Origin of the sequence: Planomonospora sp. ID91781 (assembly GCF_015711595.1) — a bacterium.
In the GTDB taxonomy this organism is placed as follows: Bacteria; Actinomycetota; Actinomycetes; order Streptosporangiales; family Streptosporangiaceae; genus Planomonospora; species Planomonospora parontospora.
Window position 1 is genome coordinate 649,474 of sequence record NZ_JABTEY010000001.1, and the last position, 15,605, is coordinate 665,078.

15 protein-coding genes are annotated in these 15,605 nt (G+C 73.4%); 9 read left to right on the forward strand and 6 right to left on the reverse strand.

Features of this window, described 5'->3' with window-relative positions; translation table 11 throughout:
- Positions 1-148: 148 nt before the first annotated feature.
- On the forward strand, positions 149-970 hold the full coding sequence (locus HS048_RS02980; RefSeq protein ID WP_196466088.1) for a hypothetical protein: 822 nt from the start codon (positions 149-151) through the stop codon (positions 968-970).
- Between the two features lie 112 nt (positions 971-1,082).
- Here HS048_RS02980 and HS048_RS02985 read toward each other — a convergent pair whose 3' ends face one another.
- On the reverse strand, positions 1,083-2,138 hold the full coding sequence (locus tag HS048_RS02985; protein ID WP_230880704.1) for a phosphotransferase family protein: 1,056 nt from the start codon (positions 2,136-2,138) through the stop codon (positions 1,083-1,085).
- Positions 2,139-2,608: 470 nt separating this feature from the next.
- Here HS048_RS02985 and HS048_RS02990 point away from each other — a divergent pair, with 470 nt between their 5' ends.
- The 5 genes from HS048_RS02990 to HS048_RS03010 all read left to right on the forward strand — a co-directional run bounded on the left by HS048_RS02990 (position 2,609) and on the right by HS048_RS03010 (position 6,711).
- Positions 2,609-2,977: an isoamylase early set domain-containing protein gene (locus HS048_RS02990; RefSeq protein ID WP_196466090.1), complete on the forward strand. Its 369-nt coding sequence runs from the start codon at positions 2,609-2,611 to the stop codon at positions 2,975-2,977.
- 81 nt (positions 2,978-3,058) lie between these two features.
- Complete coding sequence (locus HS048_RS02995; protein WP_196466091.1) at positions 3,059-4,126, forward strand: polysaccharide deacetylase family protein; 1,068 nt, start codon at positions 3,059-3,061, stop codon at positions 4,124-4,126.
- Positions 4,127-4,172: 46 nt separating this feature from the next.
- A complete protein-coding gene (locus HS048_RS03000) occupies positions 4,173-5,063 on the forward strand; it encodes a 1,4-dihydroxy-2-naphthoyl-CoA synthase (RefSeq protein ID WP_196466092.1) in 891 nt (296 codons plus the stop codon).
- Between the two features lie 77 nt (positions 5,064-5,140).
- The gene (locus HS048_RS03005; RefSeq protein ID WP_307832349.1) at positions 5,141-6,193 is read left to right on the forward strand and encodes a DUF2293 domain-containing protein; all 1,053 of its coding nucleotides are present in this window, start codon (positions 5,141-5,143) and stop codon (positions 6,191-6,193) included.
- A 143-nt stretch (positions 6,194-6,336) separates the two neighbouring features.
- Positions 6,337-6,711 (forward strand): MmcQ/YjbR family DNA-binding protein, encoded by a 375-nt coding sequence (locus tag HS048_RS03010; RefSeq protein ID WP_196466093.1) that lies wholly within the window; start codon positions 6,337-6,339, stop codon positions 6,709-6,711.
- Between the two features lie 111 nt (positions 6,712-6,822).
- Here HS048_RS03010 and HS048_RS03015 read toward each other — a convergent pair whose 3' ends face one another.
- Positions 6,823-7,395 carry a MarR family winged helix-turn-helix transcriptional regulator gene (locus tag HS048_RS03015; protein WP_231647591.1) on the reverse strand — a complete coding sequence of 191 codons (573 nt, stop codon included), beginning with the start codon at positions 7,393-7,395 and terminating at the stop codon, positions 6,823-6,825.
- 92 nt (positions 7,396-7,487) lie between these two features.
- On the opposite strand from HS048_RS03015, the gene HS048_RS03020 reads away from it, so the two are divergent.
- The 3 genes from HS048_RS03020 (at position 7,488) to HS048_RS03030 (ending at position 10,885) form a co-directional block, all read left to right on the forward strand.
- A complete protein-coding gene (locus HS048_RS03020) occupies positions 7,488-8,657 on the forward strand; it encodes a flavin-dependent oxidoreductase (protein ID WP_068902585.1) in 1,170 nt (389 codons plus the stop codon).
- Between the two features lie 123 nt (positions 8,658-8,780).
- On the forward strand, positions 8,781-9,230 hold the full coding sequence (locus HS048_RS03025; RefSeq protein ID WP_307832350.1) for a DUF3237 domain-containing protein: 450 nt from the start codon (positions 8,781-8,783) through the stop codon (positions 9,228-9,230).
- Positions 9,231-9,286: 56 nt separating this feature from the next.
- Complete coding sequence (locus HS048_RS03030; RefSeq protein ID WP_196466096.1) at positions 9,287-10,885, forward strand: CocE/NonD family hydrolase; 1,599 nt, start codon at positions 9,287-9,289, stop codon at positions 10,883-10,885.
- Here the strand turns inward: HS048_RS03030 and HS048_RS03035 are convergent.
- The 4 genes from HS048_RS03035 to HS048_RS03050 all read right to left on the reverse strand — a co-directional run bounded on the left by HS048_RS03035 (position 10,860) and on the right by HS048_RS03050 (position 15,599).
- On the reverse strand, positions 10,860-11,783 hold the full coding sequence (locus tag HS048_RS03035) for a putative protein N(5)-glutamine methyltransferase (protein WP_196466097.1): 924 nt from the start codon (positions 11,781-11,783) through the stop codon (positions 10,860-10,862). The two genes, HS048_RS03030 and HS048_RS03035, sit on opposite strands and share 26 nt — an antisense overlap.
- A 191-nt stretch (positions 11,784-11,974) precedes the next feature.
- A complete protein-coding gene (locus tag HS048_RS03040) occupies positions 11,975-12,598 on the reverse strand; it encodes a LysE family translocator (RefSeq protein ID WP_196466098.1) in 624 nt (207 codons plus the stop codon).
- Positions 12,599-12,844: 246 nt separating this feature from the next.
- On the reverse strand, positions 12,845-14,080 hold the full coding sequence (kynU, locus tag HS048_RS03045) for a kynureninase (protein ID WP_196466099.1): 1,236 nt from the start codon (positions 14,078-14,080) through the stop codon (positions 12,845-12,847).
- 37 nt (positions 14,081-14,117) lie between these two features.
- A complete protein-coding gene (locus tag HS048_RS03050) occupies positions 14,118-15,599 on the reverse strand; it encodes a DHA2 family efflux MFS transporter permease subunit (protein ID WP_196466100.1) in 1,482 nt (493 codons plus the stop codon).
- Positions 15,600-15,605 lie beyond the last annotated feature (6 nt).

Here is a 15,605-nt window from a genome sequence, read left to right on the forward strand (position 1 = left end):
CACCCCGCCCTGGATCGCCTGAGGCGCCCCCTCCGGCCGGGCCCGCGAAGGCCCGGCCGGTCTCCGCGGGTCGTGCCCGGATCCGAGACGGCATCGTGATCTTGGATTGACAGGATTTCCTTCCCCTCCAGGTTCCGAAGGAAATCACATGAAAAGGGCCACCGCCGGTCTCGTCGTGAGTCTCGTCCTGCTCACTCCGCTGCCCGCCCACGCCGCCGCCCCCGACCCGGTCCAGGTGCTCCGCGCCCAGGTCGTGCCCGGCAGGGGCGTCACCGTCTCCATGGTCACCCGGATGTCGGCCGACGGTAGGCACCTCGGCACCGTCCGGACCGAGCGGGTCACCGGATTCCGCAAGGGCGGATCGGTGGAAACGGACGAGAGCACCACGGTTCACTTTCCGGCCGCCGCCGAGCTCCTGGGAGAGGACTTTCCCGACTTCCTCTTCCCGACGCTGCTCATCAGGCTCAAGGACGCGAACTACACCTCGGGCGGCAGCCTGATCCCCGAGCTGCCGCTGGGCAAGAAATGGGTGCGCAGCCGCTGGTTCGAGTCCAGCCCCATGGACAGCACGGTCGATCTCTTCGAGCCGGGCGCCCTGAAGGCGCTGCTCGCCACCGCCTCCTCCACCGGCCCGCGCAGCGCCAAGGGCACCATCTACTCCTCCAAGATCCCCGGCCGGCCCTTCGGCACGCCGATGACCCGCGGCGAGAAAGGCGAGAAGGTCGCCTGGGCGCTCCGGTTCGACGACAGGGGCAGGGTCACCCGCCTGACCACCAGGGTCTTCCGGCGGACGAACGACGGCTACGTGCTGGGACTCGGTTCTGACCTGCGCTTCACCGGCTGGGGCTCCCGGGTGACCATCGAGGCGCCGCCGGAGGAGTCGGTCATCGAGGCCGAGGACCTTCCCCAGGAGCCCGGACTGCTCGTGGAGGAGAAGGAGCCGGTCGAGGCTTCCCCACAGGGGAGGTGAGTCCGGGGCCGTACGGCGGCGCCGCGGACGTCACCGTGCGGCCCCGCCCGTTCGAGCCCGGGGACGTCTCGCGGAGGGCCGTCCTGCTCCTCCGCGGGACGTCCCGGCGGGTTCAGCCGGCCGGCCGTACCCCGGCCAGGTCCGAGGCGCGGGCGATAAGGATCCGCACCGCGTCGCCGAACGGCGCGAACGCCGGGTTGGTGGTCTGGCCCGCGCGGTAGCGGAACCAGATCTGCTGGGTGATCACCGCCAGCCGGAACAGGCCGAAGACCTCGTAGAAGTCCCAGCGTCCCATCGGCAGGCCCGTCCGCGACAGGTAGCGCTCCACGACCTGCTCGCGGGTGGGCATGCCGGGCAGGTGCGTGGGCTGGCGGCGCAGGAGGGCGAAGAGCTCGTCGTCGTCCGCGGTGATCCAGTAGGCCATGGCCGAGCCCAGCTCCATCAGCGGGTCGCCGACCGTCGCCATCTCCCAGTCCAGGACGCCCACGACCCGCAGCGGCCCGTCCACGTCCAGGATCAGGTTGTCGAGCTTCCAGTCGTTGTGGATCAGCCGCAGGGCGGTGTCGGCGGGCTGATGCTCGGCCAGCCAGGCCATCACGGCCTCGCCGTCGGGCACGTCGTCGGTCAGCGCGCCGCGGTAGCGCCGCGACCAGCCCTCGACCTGCCGCCGCACGTAGCCCGGCCCCCGGCCCAGCTCGCCGAGCCCGGCCGCCTCCGGGTCCACCGCGTGCAGGTCCGCCAGGGTGTCGACCACGGTGTGGCCGAGCGCCCTGGCCTCGTCCTCGCCCAGCGTCATCCCGGCGGGGAGCTCACGGCGCAGCACCGTCCCCTCCAGGTGCTGCATCACGTAGAACTCGCCGCCCAGCACCGCCGGGTCCTCGCAGAAGGCGAGCATCTCGGGGACGGCGCCGAAGTGGGGCCGCAGCCGCCGCTGCACCGTGAACTCGCGCCGCATGTCGTGCGCGGAGGCGGCCTTGTGCCCGCGCGGCGGACGGCGCATGACCAGGTTCAGGCCGTCGTACCGGAGCAGGTACGTCAGGTTCGACACGCCGCCCCTGAACTGCCGCACCTCCGGAGGCCCGTCCAGGCCCTCCACCCGCCCGGCCAGCCAGGCGTGCAGCGCGGCGACGTCGAACGCGTCCTCCTCGCGGACCTCTCCGGCATCCAACGCGAACTCCTTCACCCACACACCGGCACCCCGCCGGCACGGAACCAACATACTAAACGGTCGGTATGTGCCGGGGCCAGCGACCGGGCCCGGCGGCCGGGACCGGTGACCCGGACCAGCAGCCGGGGCCGGAGCCGTTGACGGAGCGTGACGGAATCCCCCGGACGGGATCACCCCGCCTTCCGGCCGGATTCCCGTGCTCACCGTCGGGATAGCGGCATGTGGGTGTAAATCCTGCACAACACGCAGTGTGTCCGTATCACCCCATGGGGACCAGAAGTAGAGATTCTCATGGTCTGTACCAGTCAGCCGGACGGACCTCCGCTTCCACCGCGACGCCTCCACCGCGATCCGCGTGGACAGTGCACCCCGCATGCGACCCGCATGGACGGGTGCACGTGCGGACGGGGCGCCCCGCGCGCCCCTCACCGCGGCGGCGGCCATGAGGCAACGAGTTCAGGAGGACATCAGTGATCAAGCGTGGTAAGCCCGCCAAGAACGGGCAGGTCAAGCTCATCTTCACCCTGCCGGCCGACCAGGTCCGCGGTGAGGTCTCCCTCGTCGGGGACTTCAACGACTGGAACCCGTACGCCCACCCGATGCGCCGCGGCGACGACGGGACCTACCAGGTGACCGTCACCGTCCCCGCGCACCGGGGCATCTCCTTCCGCTACCTGGCCGAGGGCGGCGTCTGGTTCGACGACCCCGACGCCGACCGCCACGACCAGCACGGCGGCCACCTCGACCCGATCGACCCGAACGCCCGTCGGATCGAGGTCACCGGCGCGCCCGTCCTGAAGAACCGGGACGAGCAGCCGCTCGCCGCCGGCGCGCGGTAGTGCCGGGCGCCGCCGCCCTTGCCCAGCAAGGGCGGCCGGCCACCCCCCATCGCACCTGTTCCACCTTTCCGGGGAGATCTGATGAGCTGTCGTAGGGTAGGCGCGGCCGGCCTGGCCGCCGCGCTGGCATGTGCCGCGCTGACCGGGTGCATGCCGTGGGAGGACGAGCCGGAGCAGAAGAAGATCGGCGCCGCCGCCGGACGGCAGGGCGGCAAGACCGACCAGAGCGCCGTCCGCAAGGAGAAGGCGGCCAGGGCCGCCAAGGTCAAGGCCAATGAACTGGGCCAGATCCCCGTCCTGATGTACCACCGGGTGGTGGACAAGCCCACGGCCCCCGACGACCGCACCCCCGAGCAGTTCCGCAAGGAGCTGGAACGGCTGGCCGTCGAGGGCTACGTCCCGATCACCGCCGCCGAGTACGTCCGCGGGCGCATCGGCGTCCCCCCCGGCAAGCACCCGGTCGTCCTCACCTTCGACGACGCGTCCCCGGAGCAGCTCACCCTGGACGGGACGGGCACGCCGATGCCGAACACCGCCGTCGCCATCCTGCAGGAGGTCGCCAGGAAGCACCCGGGGTTCCGGCCGGTGGCCACCTTCTACGTGACGCGCGACCTGTTCGGCAAGACCACTCCGGAGGAGCAGACGCAGATGCTCACCTGGCTCCGGGAGAACGGCTTCGACATCGGCAACCACACCTACGGCCACCGCAACCTCCTCGGCAAGCCGAAGAAGGAGGCGATGGCCGAGATCGCCAGAGGTCACGAGCTGATCACCAAGCTGACCGGCACCGACCCGGTGACGCTGGCGCTGCCGTACGGCAACCAGCCGAGCACCAAGTCGTGGGCCCTCAAGGGCCGCGCGGGGAACGTCTCCTACGACTACGGCGGCGTCTTCCGCGCCGGGTACACCCCCGGGCCCTCGCCCTTCAGCAAGGACTTCGACCCGGTGAACCTGCCGCGCATCCGCTCCATGGACAAGATCAAGAAGGACGACTGCGCCCGCTTCTGCTCCACCGCCTGGCTGGACTGGCTGAAGGCCAACCCCAGCGAGCGGTACACCTCCGACGGGGACGTCGCGACGGTCGCCTATGCGAAGTTCAAGGCGCCTTTCATGGCCTCGGGCTTCACGCCCTACGCTCTTCCCTACTAACCGGTTCCCCAACCGCCGGCGCACCGGGCCGGGAGAGGTGACGAGCATGGTCTCCGAGTTGTTCGACCCGCAGGCGTGGCGGAAGGTCGAGGGCTTCGACTTCACCGACATCACCTACCACCGGGCCGTGGACCAGGGGACGGTGCGGATCGCCTTCGACCGGCCCGAGGTGCGCAACGCGTTCCGCCCGCAGACGGTGGACGAGCTCTACCGCGCCTTCGACCACGCCCGGATGAGCGCCGACGTCGGCTGCGTGCTGCTCACCGGGAACGGGCCCTCGCCGAAGGACGGCGGGTGGGCGTTCTGCTCGGGCGGCGACCAGCGCATCCGCGGGCGCGACGGCTACAAGTACGCCGAGGGCGGGCAGGTCGACCCGGCGCGGGCCGGCCGCCTGCACATCCTGGAGGTCCAGCGGCTGATCCGCTTCATGCCCAAGGTCGTCATCTGCGTGGTGCCGGGCTGGGCCGCCGGCGGCGGGCACAGCCTGCACGTCGTCTCGGACCTGACCCTCGCCAGCCGGGAGCACGCCCGGTTCAAGCAGACCGACGCCGACGTGGCCAGCTTCGACGGCGGGTACGGCTCGGCCTACCTGGCCCGCCAGGTGGGCCAGAAGTTCGCCCGTGAGATCTTCTTCCTCGGTGACGCCTACACCGCCGAGGACGCCCACCGGATGGGCATGGTCAACGCCGTCGTGCCGCACGCGGAGCTGGAGCGGACCGCGCTGGAGTGGGCCCGGAAGGTCAACGGCAAGAGCCCGATGGCCCAGCGCATGCTGAAGTACGCCTTCAACCTGGCCGACGACGGCATGGTCGGCCAGCAGCTCTTCGCCGGCGAGGCCACCCGGCTGGCCTACATGACCGAGGAGGCGGTCGAGGGCCGCGACTCCTTCCTGGAGAAGCGCGACCCCGACTGGAGCCCCTTCCCCTGGTACTTCTGACCCGTCCCCTCGGCTCCGGCGCCTCCAGGCCCGCCGTGCCGGAGCGGTGGGGCCGCGCCGTACGGCAGGCTGGGGGCGTGGCGAAGTACGAACGGCGGGTCGTGGCGGCGGCGGAGGCCGCCCTCGCGCAGCGCAAGTACGTGACGGCGATCGACGTGCTCACCGGGGCGGGCTGGCTGCACGCCCGGCACGTGGACGTCTGGCGGCAGGGCCGGGCGGGGTCGCTGGAGGAGCTCGCGGCCGTGGACGGCGCGAGGATGGCCGACGCGGTGGCGGTCCTGGCCCGGTGGGCCGGGGAGCGGGGCCTCACCCCCGGCGAGGCCCCCTACCTGTCGGCCGCCCGCGACCGCGCCGAGCTCCGGTTCACCGCCTCCGGCGACGACGGCCCGTTCCGGGTCCACTGGGTCTCACCGGACATGAGCGAGGCCCGGCGCAGGCGGCTCGCCGAGCGGCAGGCCGAGGCGCCCGACCTGACGGTGGTCGAGGCGGCGAGGCCGTGGGAGTGCGCCGACTGCCGCGGCACCGGGCCGTACCTGATCATGGAGAACGCCGAGCCCCACTGCCTGACCTGCGCGGACCTGGACCACCTGGTCCTCCTCCCGGCGGGGAACGCCGCGCTCAGCCGCCGGGCCAAGAAGGAGAGCGGGCTGGCCGCCGTCGTGGTCCGCTTCAACGCCCGGCGCAAGCGGTACGAGCGGCTCGGCGTCCTCGTCGAGGAGGCCGCGCTGGCGCGGGCCGAGGAGCAGTGCCTGGCCGACGAGGAGGTACGGCTCCGCCGCCGCGAGCGCGACCGTGAGCGCCGGACGGACGAGGACCTGCGTTTCCAGGCCGGGATGGCCGAGGAGATCGTCCGGCTGTTCCCCGGCTGCCCGCCGGAGCGGGCCGCGGAGATCGCCCGGCACGCGGCGGAGCGGGGCAGCGGCCGGGTGGGGCGCACGGCCGCCGCCAAGGTCCTCGACGCGAACGCCGTCACGCTGGCCGTGATCGCCTCGGTGCGGCACCTCGACACGGACTACGACCGGCTGCTGATGGCGGGGGTGCCGCGCGCCGAGGCCCGCGACCGGATCCGGGCGGACATCGACCGGGTGCTCGCCGGATGGCGTCCGCCGGGCGGAGGCAGGACCGGGTGACGCCGGGCGGGCCGCACGTACGGGACGAGGTCTGCCCGGCGGACCGCACGGAGGGGGCGAGGCCCGCCCGGCGGACCGCACGGAGGGGGCGAGGCCCGCCCGGCGCCGGGAAAACGTCGGACCCGGCGTCCACAATGGCGGGCATGGAGAAATGGCGTGAGGTCCGCGAGACGCTGCGTGAGTTCGCCCTCCGGTTCCCGGAGGCCTACGAGGACCACCCCTGGGGCGAGACCGTCGTCAAGGTCAACAAGAAGATCTTCCTCTTCCTCGGCGTGGAGGAGCCGACCGACAAGTGGAGCCCGAGCGCCGGGGTGAAGCTGCCCGAGTCGCACGGCCACGCCCTGGCCCTCGACGGCGTCCGGCCCTCGGGCTACGGGCTCGGCAGGTCCGGGTGGGTGACGATCCCGCTGACGGGGACGCTTCCCGAGACCGAGCTGCTGCTCGACTGGGTCGAGGAGAGCTACCGGGCCGTGGCCCCCAAGAAGCTCGTCGCCGCGCTCGACGCCCAGGACGCCTGACCCCCGCAGCCTGACCCCCGTAGCCGGGTCCCGGCTCCGGCGGGCGGCTCGGAGGGCACCGGGCGGGCGGCTCGGAGGGCACCGGGCGGGCGCGAGGATGGGGCGGGCTGCTCAGAGGGCGCCGGGCGGGCGGGATTCGAGGATGCGGGCGAGCAGGCCGGTCAGGCGTTCCCGCTCTGCGGCGTCCAGCGGGGCGAACCACTCCCGCTCCCTGCGGGTCTGCTCGGCGAATGCCGCGCGGACGGCCGTCTCGCCCTCGGCGGTCAGCGCGACCACCACCGCCCGCCCGTCCTCCGGTAGCGGGCGGCGTTCCACCAGCCCGTCCCGCTCCAGGGTGTTGACCGCGTTGGTCACCGCCGAACGGGACATGGCCGAGATCTCGGCGAGCCGGGCGGGCCGGGTGGGGCCGAGCAGCCAGAGCTTGAACATCAGCCGGAAGCCGGGGAGCGTCCAGCCGCGCGGGCGGTGGATCCTGGTCTCCAGGTCGTTGACGAGCAGGTAGGCCAGCTGGAGCAGGTTGTAGGCCAGCCCGAACGCCTCGGCGTCGGCCGGCGGCGGCATGGCGGCCAGGCGCTCGCGCGCGTAGGCGGCGTACCGCAGGTCCGCCGGGACGTCCGGGGGACCCGCCCACAGGTCGTCCTGCGGACCGGCGCCGTACCGGGGATCCGTACCGACTCCGTCCACCGGCCAAGTCTTGCGCAACGGGCCACCCGGCGTGAATATTGTTATGGCCATAACAATCCGTCGTCGCAGCGGCGGCGTCCCCGGAGGAGCCCGTGCGCATCGTCATCGCCGGAGCCGGCATCGGCGGGCTGGCCGCCGCGCTCAGCCTGCACGCCGCCGGGTTCGAGGACGTGACCGTCCACGAGGCCGTGCCCGAGATCCGGCCGCTGGGCGTGGGCATCAACCTCCTGCCGCACGCCGTGCGGGAGCTGACCGAGCTCGGCCTCGGCGACCGGCTCGCGGAGATCGGCGTCGCCACCGCCGAGCTGGCCTACTTCAACCGGTACGGCACGGCGATCTGGTCCGAGCCCCGGGGACTGGACGCGGGCTACGCCTGGCCGCAGTACTCCGTGCACCGCGGGCGGCTGCAGCTGCTCCTGCTGGAGGCGGTCGCCGAACGGCTGGGCCCGCGAGCCGTACGGACCGGCAGCAGGATCACCGGCCCCGGTGACGAGGACCTGCTGATCGGCGCGGACGGCATCCACTCGGCGGTCCGCGCCCACCTGTTCCCCGGTGAGGGCCCGCCCCCGTGGAACGGCCTGGTGCTGTGGCGCGGCACCACGTACGGCGAGCCGTTCCTGACCGGCCGATCCATGATCATGGCCGGGGACGGCACCCAGAAGTTCGTGGCCTACCCGATCGAGACCGGCGGGCGCACCCTGATCAACTGGATCGCCGAGCGGCCGCTGGACGGCGAGGCCCCGGACCGGGGGAACTGGAACCGCCCTGCGGACCTGGCCGGGATCGGCCGGCACTTCGCGGACTGGCGCTTCGACTGGCTGGACGTGCCGGGCGTCATCGCCGGGGCCGAGGCCGCCTACGAGTACCCGATGGTGGACCGCGACCCGCTGCCCCGCTGGACCTTTGACGGCGTCACGCTACTGGGTGACGCCGCCCACGCGATGTACCCGATCGGCTCCAACGGCGCCTCCCAGGCGATCATCGATGCCCGGGTGCTGGCGCACTCGCTGGCCCGCGGCGACCTGGCCGCCTACGAGGCGCTGCGCCGCCCCGCCACGACCGCCCTGCAGCTGTCCAACCGCGAGATGGGCCCCGAGGTCGTCATGAAGCTCGCCCACGAGCGGGCGCCCGGCGGGTTCGACGACATCGAGCAGGTCATCCCCTACGCGGAGCGGGCCGGGATCGCCGCCGCATACAAGCGCACCGCCGGTTTCGACCCGGCCTCGCTCAACGAACGCCCTTCCTGGAACGCCACCCGGTGAACCACCGGGCACCGGGCCACCGAATCACCACACCGCCGGGCCACGACACCCCCGGACCGCCGGACCACCCACCGCAAGCCCCCGATGCCCCGGACCTCCCCGCAAGCCCCTGGAGCGCCGCCCGTGAACCTCGAACCGCTCGCCGCGTTCCACGTGGAACTCGACCCGATCCTCGACCTCGGCGACTCGCAGTGGGGCCGCCGCCGGGTGATCAACATCGTCGGCGGGTCGTTCGACGGCCCCCGCCTGTCGGGGACCGTGCTGCCCGGCGGGGCCGACTGGCAGGTCGTGCACGCCGACGGCATGGCCAGCATCGACACCCGCTACACGCTGCGCACCCACGACGGCGCGCACCTGTACATCTCCACCAGCGGCGTGCGGCACGGCCCGCCGGAGGTCCTCGGCCGCCTGGCCCGGGGTGAGGAGGTGGACCCGTCGGCGTACTACTTCCGGCTGTTCTGCCGCTTCGAGACCGGCGACGAGCGCTATCTGTGGCTCAACCGCACGCTGGCCGTGGCCTCCGGTGCCCGCGCCCCCGGCGCCGTCCGCTACGACGCCTATGTCCTGACCTGACGACGGCCCGGCGGCCCGACCCCGCTCCCGCCCCACTTCTTCCCCGAGGAGCCCCCATGCCGAAGCTCGACCGCACCCCGCTGGCGATCACCGCCGAACACGACGTGCCCATGCCGATGCGCGACGGCACGATCCTGCGCGGCGACGTCCACCGGCGGTCCGAGGGCGGGCCGTTCCCCGCGCTGCTGGTCCGCACGCCGTACGGCGAGGGCACGTTCCGGTCGGTGCCGGTGCGGTCCGCGCTGCAGGCCGGGTTCGCGGTGGTGCTGCAGCACTGCCGGGGGCGCGGGAGCAGCGACGGCGAGTTCCGGCCGTGGCTGGACGAGGGCGCCGACGGCCACGACACGATCGCCTGGATCACCGCGCAGCCGTGGTCGGACGGCGAGGTCGTGATGAGCGGCATGTCCTACCTGGCCGGGTGCGCGCTGCAGGCCGCCGCGACGCGCCCGCCGGGGCTGAGGGCGGTGGTCGCCGCGGTGACGCCGCACGACTTCCACGACGGCCTGAAGTACCACGGCGGGGCGTTCGCGCTGGGCTCCGCCCTGGGCTGGGGCGCGATGCAGGCGATGCTCGGGCTGGTGCACGGCATGGAGGCGGGCGAGGACGCCGGCGCCGGGTTCGGCGAGTTGCTGCCGGTCCTGGGCGACCAGGCCGCCGCGGCCCGGACCCTCCCGGTGCGCGACGTCCCGGGCATCCCGTGGTGGCGGGACTGGACCGGTCACCCGGAGCGGGACGAATACTGGCAGGACCTGGCCGAGACCCTGCGGCACGACCGGATCGAGGTGCCGGTCATGCACGTCGCGGGCTGGTTCGACCTGTTCCTGTCCGGGACGCTGGAGAACCACCGCCGCCTGGGCGGGCCGCTGATCGTCGGCCCCTGGTCCCACACGGCGCTGGGCGCGACCGGCACCGGCCGCCTGGACTTCGGCTTCTCCGCCTCCGCTCAGGCGATCCGGCTGGAGCAGCGGCAGCTGGCCTTCCTGAAGGGCGAGGACACCGGTCCCGCCGTGCAGATCTTCGTGATGGGCGACGACGTCTGGCGGGACGAGGAGGCCTGGCCCCTGGCCCGCGCCGTCGCCACCCGCTACCACCTGCACTCCGACGGGTCGCTGTGCACCGCTCCCCCGGCCGCCGCGGAACCGGCCACGTTCACCTTCGACCCGCGCGATCCGGTCCCCACGGTCGGCGGCCCGCTCCTGCTGCCCGACGTCACCAACGTCGGCCCGCAGGACCAGCGCGACGTGGAGCTCCGCCCGGACGTGCTCTGCTACACCACCGAGGTGCTGGCCGCCGACGTCGAGGTGACCGGGCCGGTCTCGGTGACCCTGCACGCCGAGACCTCGGCGGCCGCCACCGACTGGACGGCCAAGCTGGTGGACGTCCACCCCGACGGGCGGGCGATGAGCGTGACCGACGGCATCGTCCGCACCGCCGAACCCGCCGGGACGTTCACCATCGACCTGGTCGCCACCAGCCAGGTCTTCAAGGCCGGCCACCGCATCCGGGTGGAGGTCTCCAGCTCCAACTTCCCCCGGTTCGACCGCAACCCCGGCACCGGCCGCCCCGCCGCCGAGGCCACCGGGACCGATCTGGTCCTCCAGCACCAGAAGGTCTTCCCGGACTCCTACATCACCCTCCCGGTCGTCCCCCGCTAGCGGCCCCGCCCGCCCCGTACGGCGGAACCCGGCCCACCCGATCCGCCCGGTCCACCCGATCCGCCCGGACCGAGGGGCGGCCGGGTGGACGGGTCGCGACGACCACGGTGGCGTCCAGTTCCTCGCAGACGGCCACCTCCGGCACCAGTCCCGCCCCGGTGACGATCCCGACGGCCGACGGCACCTGCCGCCCGCTCGTCTCGAACAGCAGGCGGCCGCCCGGCGCCAGCCACAGCGGCGCCCCGGCGGCCACCCGCCGCAGGACGGCGAGCCCGTCCGCGCCGCCGTCCAGCGCCACCCGCGCCTCGTGGAGGCGGGCCTCCGGGGGCAGGAGCGTGATGTCACCGGTGGGCACGTAGGGCACGTTGGCGAGCAGGACGTCGACGCGCCCCCGCAGCGCTGCGGGCAGCGGTTCGTAGAGGTCGCCCCGGTACACCCGGCCGCCCAGGGCGGCGAGGTTGCGGCGGGCGCAGGCCACCGCGGCGGGGTCGATGTCGGCGGCGTGCAGCTCCACCCCGCCCAGAGCCTCGTCCAGGGCCGCGCCCAGCGCGCCCGAGCCGCAGCACAGGTCGACGACGACGGACCCCGGACGGGCGAGGGCGGCGGCCCGGTGGACGAGGAACTCGGTGCGGCGGCGGGGCACGAAGACCCCGGGGTCCACGGCCACCCTCAGGCCGCAGAACTCCGCCCAGCCCAGGACGTGTTCGAGGGGGAGCCCGGCGGCCCGCCGGTCCACCATGGCGGTGAGTTCGGCGGGCGTCCGCGCCGTGGCGGCGAGCAACTCGGCCTCGTCCTCGGCGAAGACGCAGCCGGCGGCCCGGAGCGTGGCGACGACGGCGGACGGGGCGGCGGTCGGCGGAGAGGTGGATCGGATGTGCGGTGACGGCTGAACCGGCATGAGAGCCCTTCGGAATCCCGATGGGTGCTCTCTCGGTCACCTAGGCCGGGTGGACCGCACGGCCGTGGGAGGAGAGCACCCGGCCTGATCTGGCGTTGATGGTTCTCACCTCCTCAGGTACGTCCACTGCTGGGGACGGCAACGCTACCCAGCCGGGTCCCGCCGCGCAAACATGCCGGCGCCGGCCGTCGTCAGGGCTGCTGCACGGCCAGGCGGATCGCGAAGCCGACCAGCAGCAGACCGGTGGCCTGCTCGACCCTGGCCCGGACCCGGGGAGCCCGCAGCAGCGCGCCGATCCGGTCCACCACCACGTTGTAGAAGCCGAACCAGAGCAGGTACAGCCCGGCGAAGATCGCCGAGAGCAGGAGGGCCCGGCCCAGCGTGTTGCCGTGGGCGGGCAGGAACTGGGGCAGGAAGGTCACGAAGAAGAGGGCGACCTTCGGGTTGAGCACGTTCGACAGGAAGCCGTTGCGGACGTGCCGGAGGGGCGGGCCCCCGTCGGCCGGGACTTCCGTGACGACGGCGGTGGCGGCGGCCGTCCGGCGGCTGGAGCGCAGCGCCTGGACGCCCAGCCAGAGCAGATAGACCACGCCCGCGACCTTCAGCACGGTGAAGGCGGTGGCCGAGGCCAGCAACAGGGCCGAGAGCCCGATCGCGGCGGAGGTGGCGTGGACGGCGAGCCCGAACAGGCCGCCGGTCATGGTCAGCAGGCCGGCGGTACGGCCGAAGGCGAGGGCGTTGCGTGTGATCAGGGCCTGGTCGGGCCCGGGAATCATGATCATTACGAGCGCCGTGACCGCGAAGGTCGTCAACATGGAACGGGGGTCTCCCTGGACATGTGGTGGAAAAACGCCTTGTGGGCGCGCCAATCCTATTTATCCAGAGAAACCCGGAGCCCACCGGGCGGCGGCGAGCCGGTGGGCGGGTCCCGAGCAGACCGGTGGGCAGGTCCGGTGACGGCCGCTGACGGACCGGCGAGCAGGTCCGGTGGGCGGGTCAGGGCGGCCCGGGCCCGTGGGACCGTGGCCCGCGGACCGCGGGCCGCGGGCCGCGGCGGGGGATCAGGTGACGGCGAGCCGCCGCCGGTACCGCTCGTCGCGCCAGTGCTCCTTCTCCAGCACCTCCGCCAGGGTGACCGCCGCGTCGTGGACGTCCACGTGGCGGATGTACAGCGGGGCGAACCCGAACCGGAGGATGTCCGGGGCGCGGAAGTCCCCGTGCACACCCCGGTCGATCAGCGCCCGCATGACCGGGTAACCCTCCGGATGGGTGAAGCTCACCTGGCTGCCCCGGCGCTCCGAGTCGCGCGAGGTGGCCAGCCCGAGCCCGTACGGCGCGCACAGCTCCTCGACCAGGTCGATGAAGAGGGAGGTGAGCGCCACGCTCTTGGCCCGCACCTCGGCCAGGTCCGCCCGCTCCCAGACGTCCAGCGAGGCGTTGAGCGAGGCGAAGGAGAGCACGTGCGGAGTGCTCACGGCGAAGCGCCGCACCCCCTCGGCCGGGCGGTAGCCGGGCTCGAACGCGAACGGCGCGGCGTGGCCGTGCCAGCCGGTCAGGATGTGCTCGGCGTCGGCCTGGTGGCGCGGGTGCACGTAGACGAACGCCGGGGAACCGGGGCCGCCGTTGAGGTACTTGTAGGTGCAGCCGACCGCGAAGTCCGCCGGGGACACATCCACCTGGTAGGCGCCCGCGCTGTGGCACAGGTCCCAGACCATCAGCGCGCCGGCCGCCTGGACCCGCGCCGTCACCTCGGCGGTGTCGTGCCGGTTCCCCGTCCGGTAGTCCACCTCCGACAGCAGCACGCACGCCACGTCCCCGCCGGCCAGCGCCTCGTCGAGGCCCTCCGTGCCGCGCACGTCGCGGATCTCGTAGCCGCCCAGCGCCCCCGCGAGCCCCTGGACCATGTAGCGGTCGGTCGGGAAGTTGTCCAGGTCAGAGACGATCACCCGGCGCCCCGGGCGCAGGCGGAGCGCGGCCGAGACGGCCTTGACGATCGCGATCGAGGTGGTGTCGCCCACCACGACCTGCCCGGGGCCCGCCCCGATCAGGGGGGCCAGCCGGTCGCCGGTGGAGGTCGGCAGGTCGAACCAGCCGTCGGCGTTCCAGGCGCCGACCAGGCGGCCGCCCCACTCCTCCTCCACGACCCGGGTGACCGCCGCCGAGGCGCGCTTCGGCGGGGCGCCGAGCGAGTTGCCGACCAGGTAGACCGTCCCGTCGGGCAGGACGAACTCGTCCCTGAGGTGCCGGAGGGGATCGGCGGCGTCGAGGGCGGCGCAGTCCGCGCGGCTGATGGCCATGAATCATCTCCCGGTTGGGTCCTTACCAGTCCTTCCATCATCCAGTACGGGAACCCGTGCGGCCACCGGGCGGTGCCGCTCCCCCCTCGGCCCCGATCAGGACCGCCGCGCGCTCCGCCGTACCCCGGGCCCAGGGGCCCGTGGTGGCGGCGCCGAGGACGAGCACGGCGGCCCCGCAGCCGGTGATGATCCACCAGGCCGTACGGGCGGCCCCGGTGAAGCCGGCTCCCGCGGCGACGGCCTCACCGCCCACCCCGGCGGCGATCACCGAGCCGACGACCGCGACGCCCAGGACCTGGCCGACCTGACGGCTGGTGGAGGCGATCCCCGCCGCCACCCCGGCCTGCGAGACCGGCATCCCGGAGACGGCCGTGTTCGTGACGGGGGCGTTGAGCAGGCCCATGCCGACGCCGAACAGGACGAAGGAGACGATCAGCAGGGCGTCGGAGGAGCCGGGGGAACCGAGGCCGCCCACCGCCGGCAGCCCCCCGCTCAGCGTCATCGCCGTCCCCGCCGCCAGCAGCGGCGGTCGCGGCCCTCGGGCGGCCACCAGCCGCCCCGAGAGCGGGGCGAACAGGAGCATCGTCGCCGCCATCGGCAGCAGGTACAGCCCGGCGTGCAGGGCGGTCATGCCCCGTACGTCCTGCAGGTAGAGGGTGCTGACGAACAGGAAGCCGCCGAGCGCGGCGAACCCGCACACCGCGATGGCCGCCGCCCCGGCGAACGGCGCGCTCCGGAAGAACCGCGGGTCGATCAGCGGGTCGTCCCGGCGCCGCTCGTAGGCCGGGAGCACGGCCAGCGCGCAGAGCGCCGTCGCGAGGCAGGCGACGATCACCGGCGAGGTCCAGCCCAGGACCGGTGCCTCGATGATCCCGAACGTGAGCGGCCCGAGCACCAGGATCACCAGGAGCTGCCCGACGGGGTCGATCCGGCGCGCCCGGGCGGCCCTGGACTCCGGGACGAACATCGCGGTGAGGACCAGGGCGGCCAGCCCCACCGGCAGGTTGATCAGGAAGACCAGCCGCCAGCCGGCCGTTTCCACGAGCAGGCCGCCGATCAGCGGTCCGGCGGCCATGCTTATGCCGATCACGCCGCCCCAGAAGCCGATCGCGCGGGCCCTCTCCCGGGGGTCGGTGAAGGTATTGGTGATGATCGACATCGCGACCGGGTTGAGCATCGACCCGCCGACCGCCTGCACCGTGCGGAAGGCCACCAGCCACCCCAGGCCCGGCGCGAGGCTGCACAGCACCGACCCGGCGGTGAACAGCACGAGCCCGGCCTGGAAGACCCGGCGCCGGCCGATCCGGTCGGCGGTGGAGCCGGCGAGCATCAGCAGCGAGGCCAGGACCAGCACGTAGGCGTCGATCGTCCACTGCAGCCCGGAGACCGACGCGTCGAACTCCCGGCGGATGGCAGGCAGGGCGACGTTGAGGATGGTGGTGTCGAGGCTCACCAGCAGCAGGCTCATGCAGCAGATCGCCAGCACGCCCATGCGCCGCCGGTGGGTGAGGTCGGCCATCGGGGC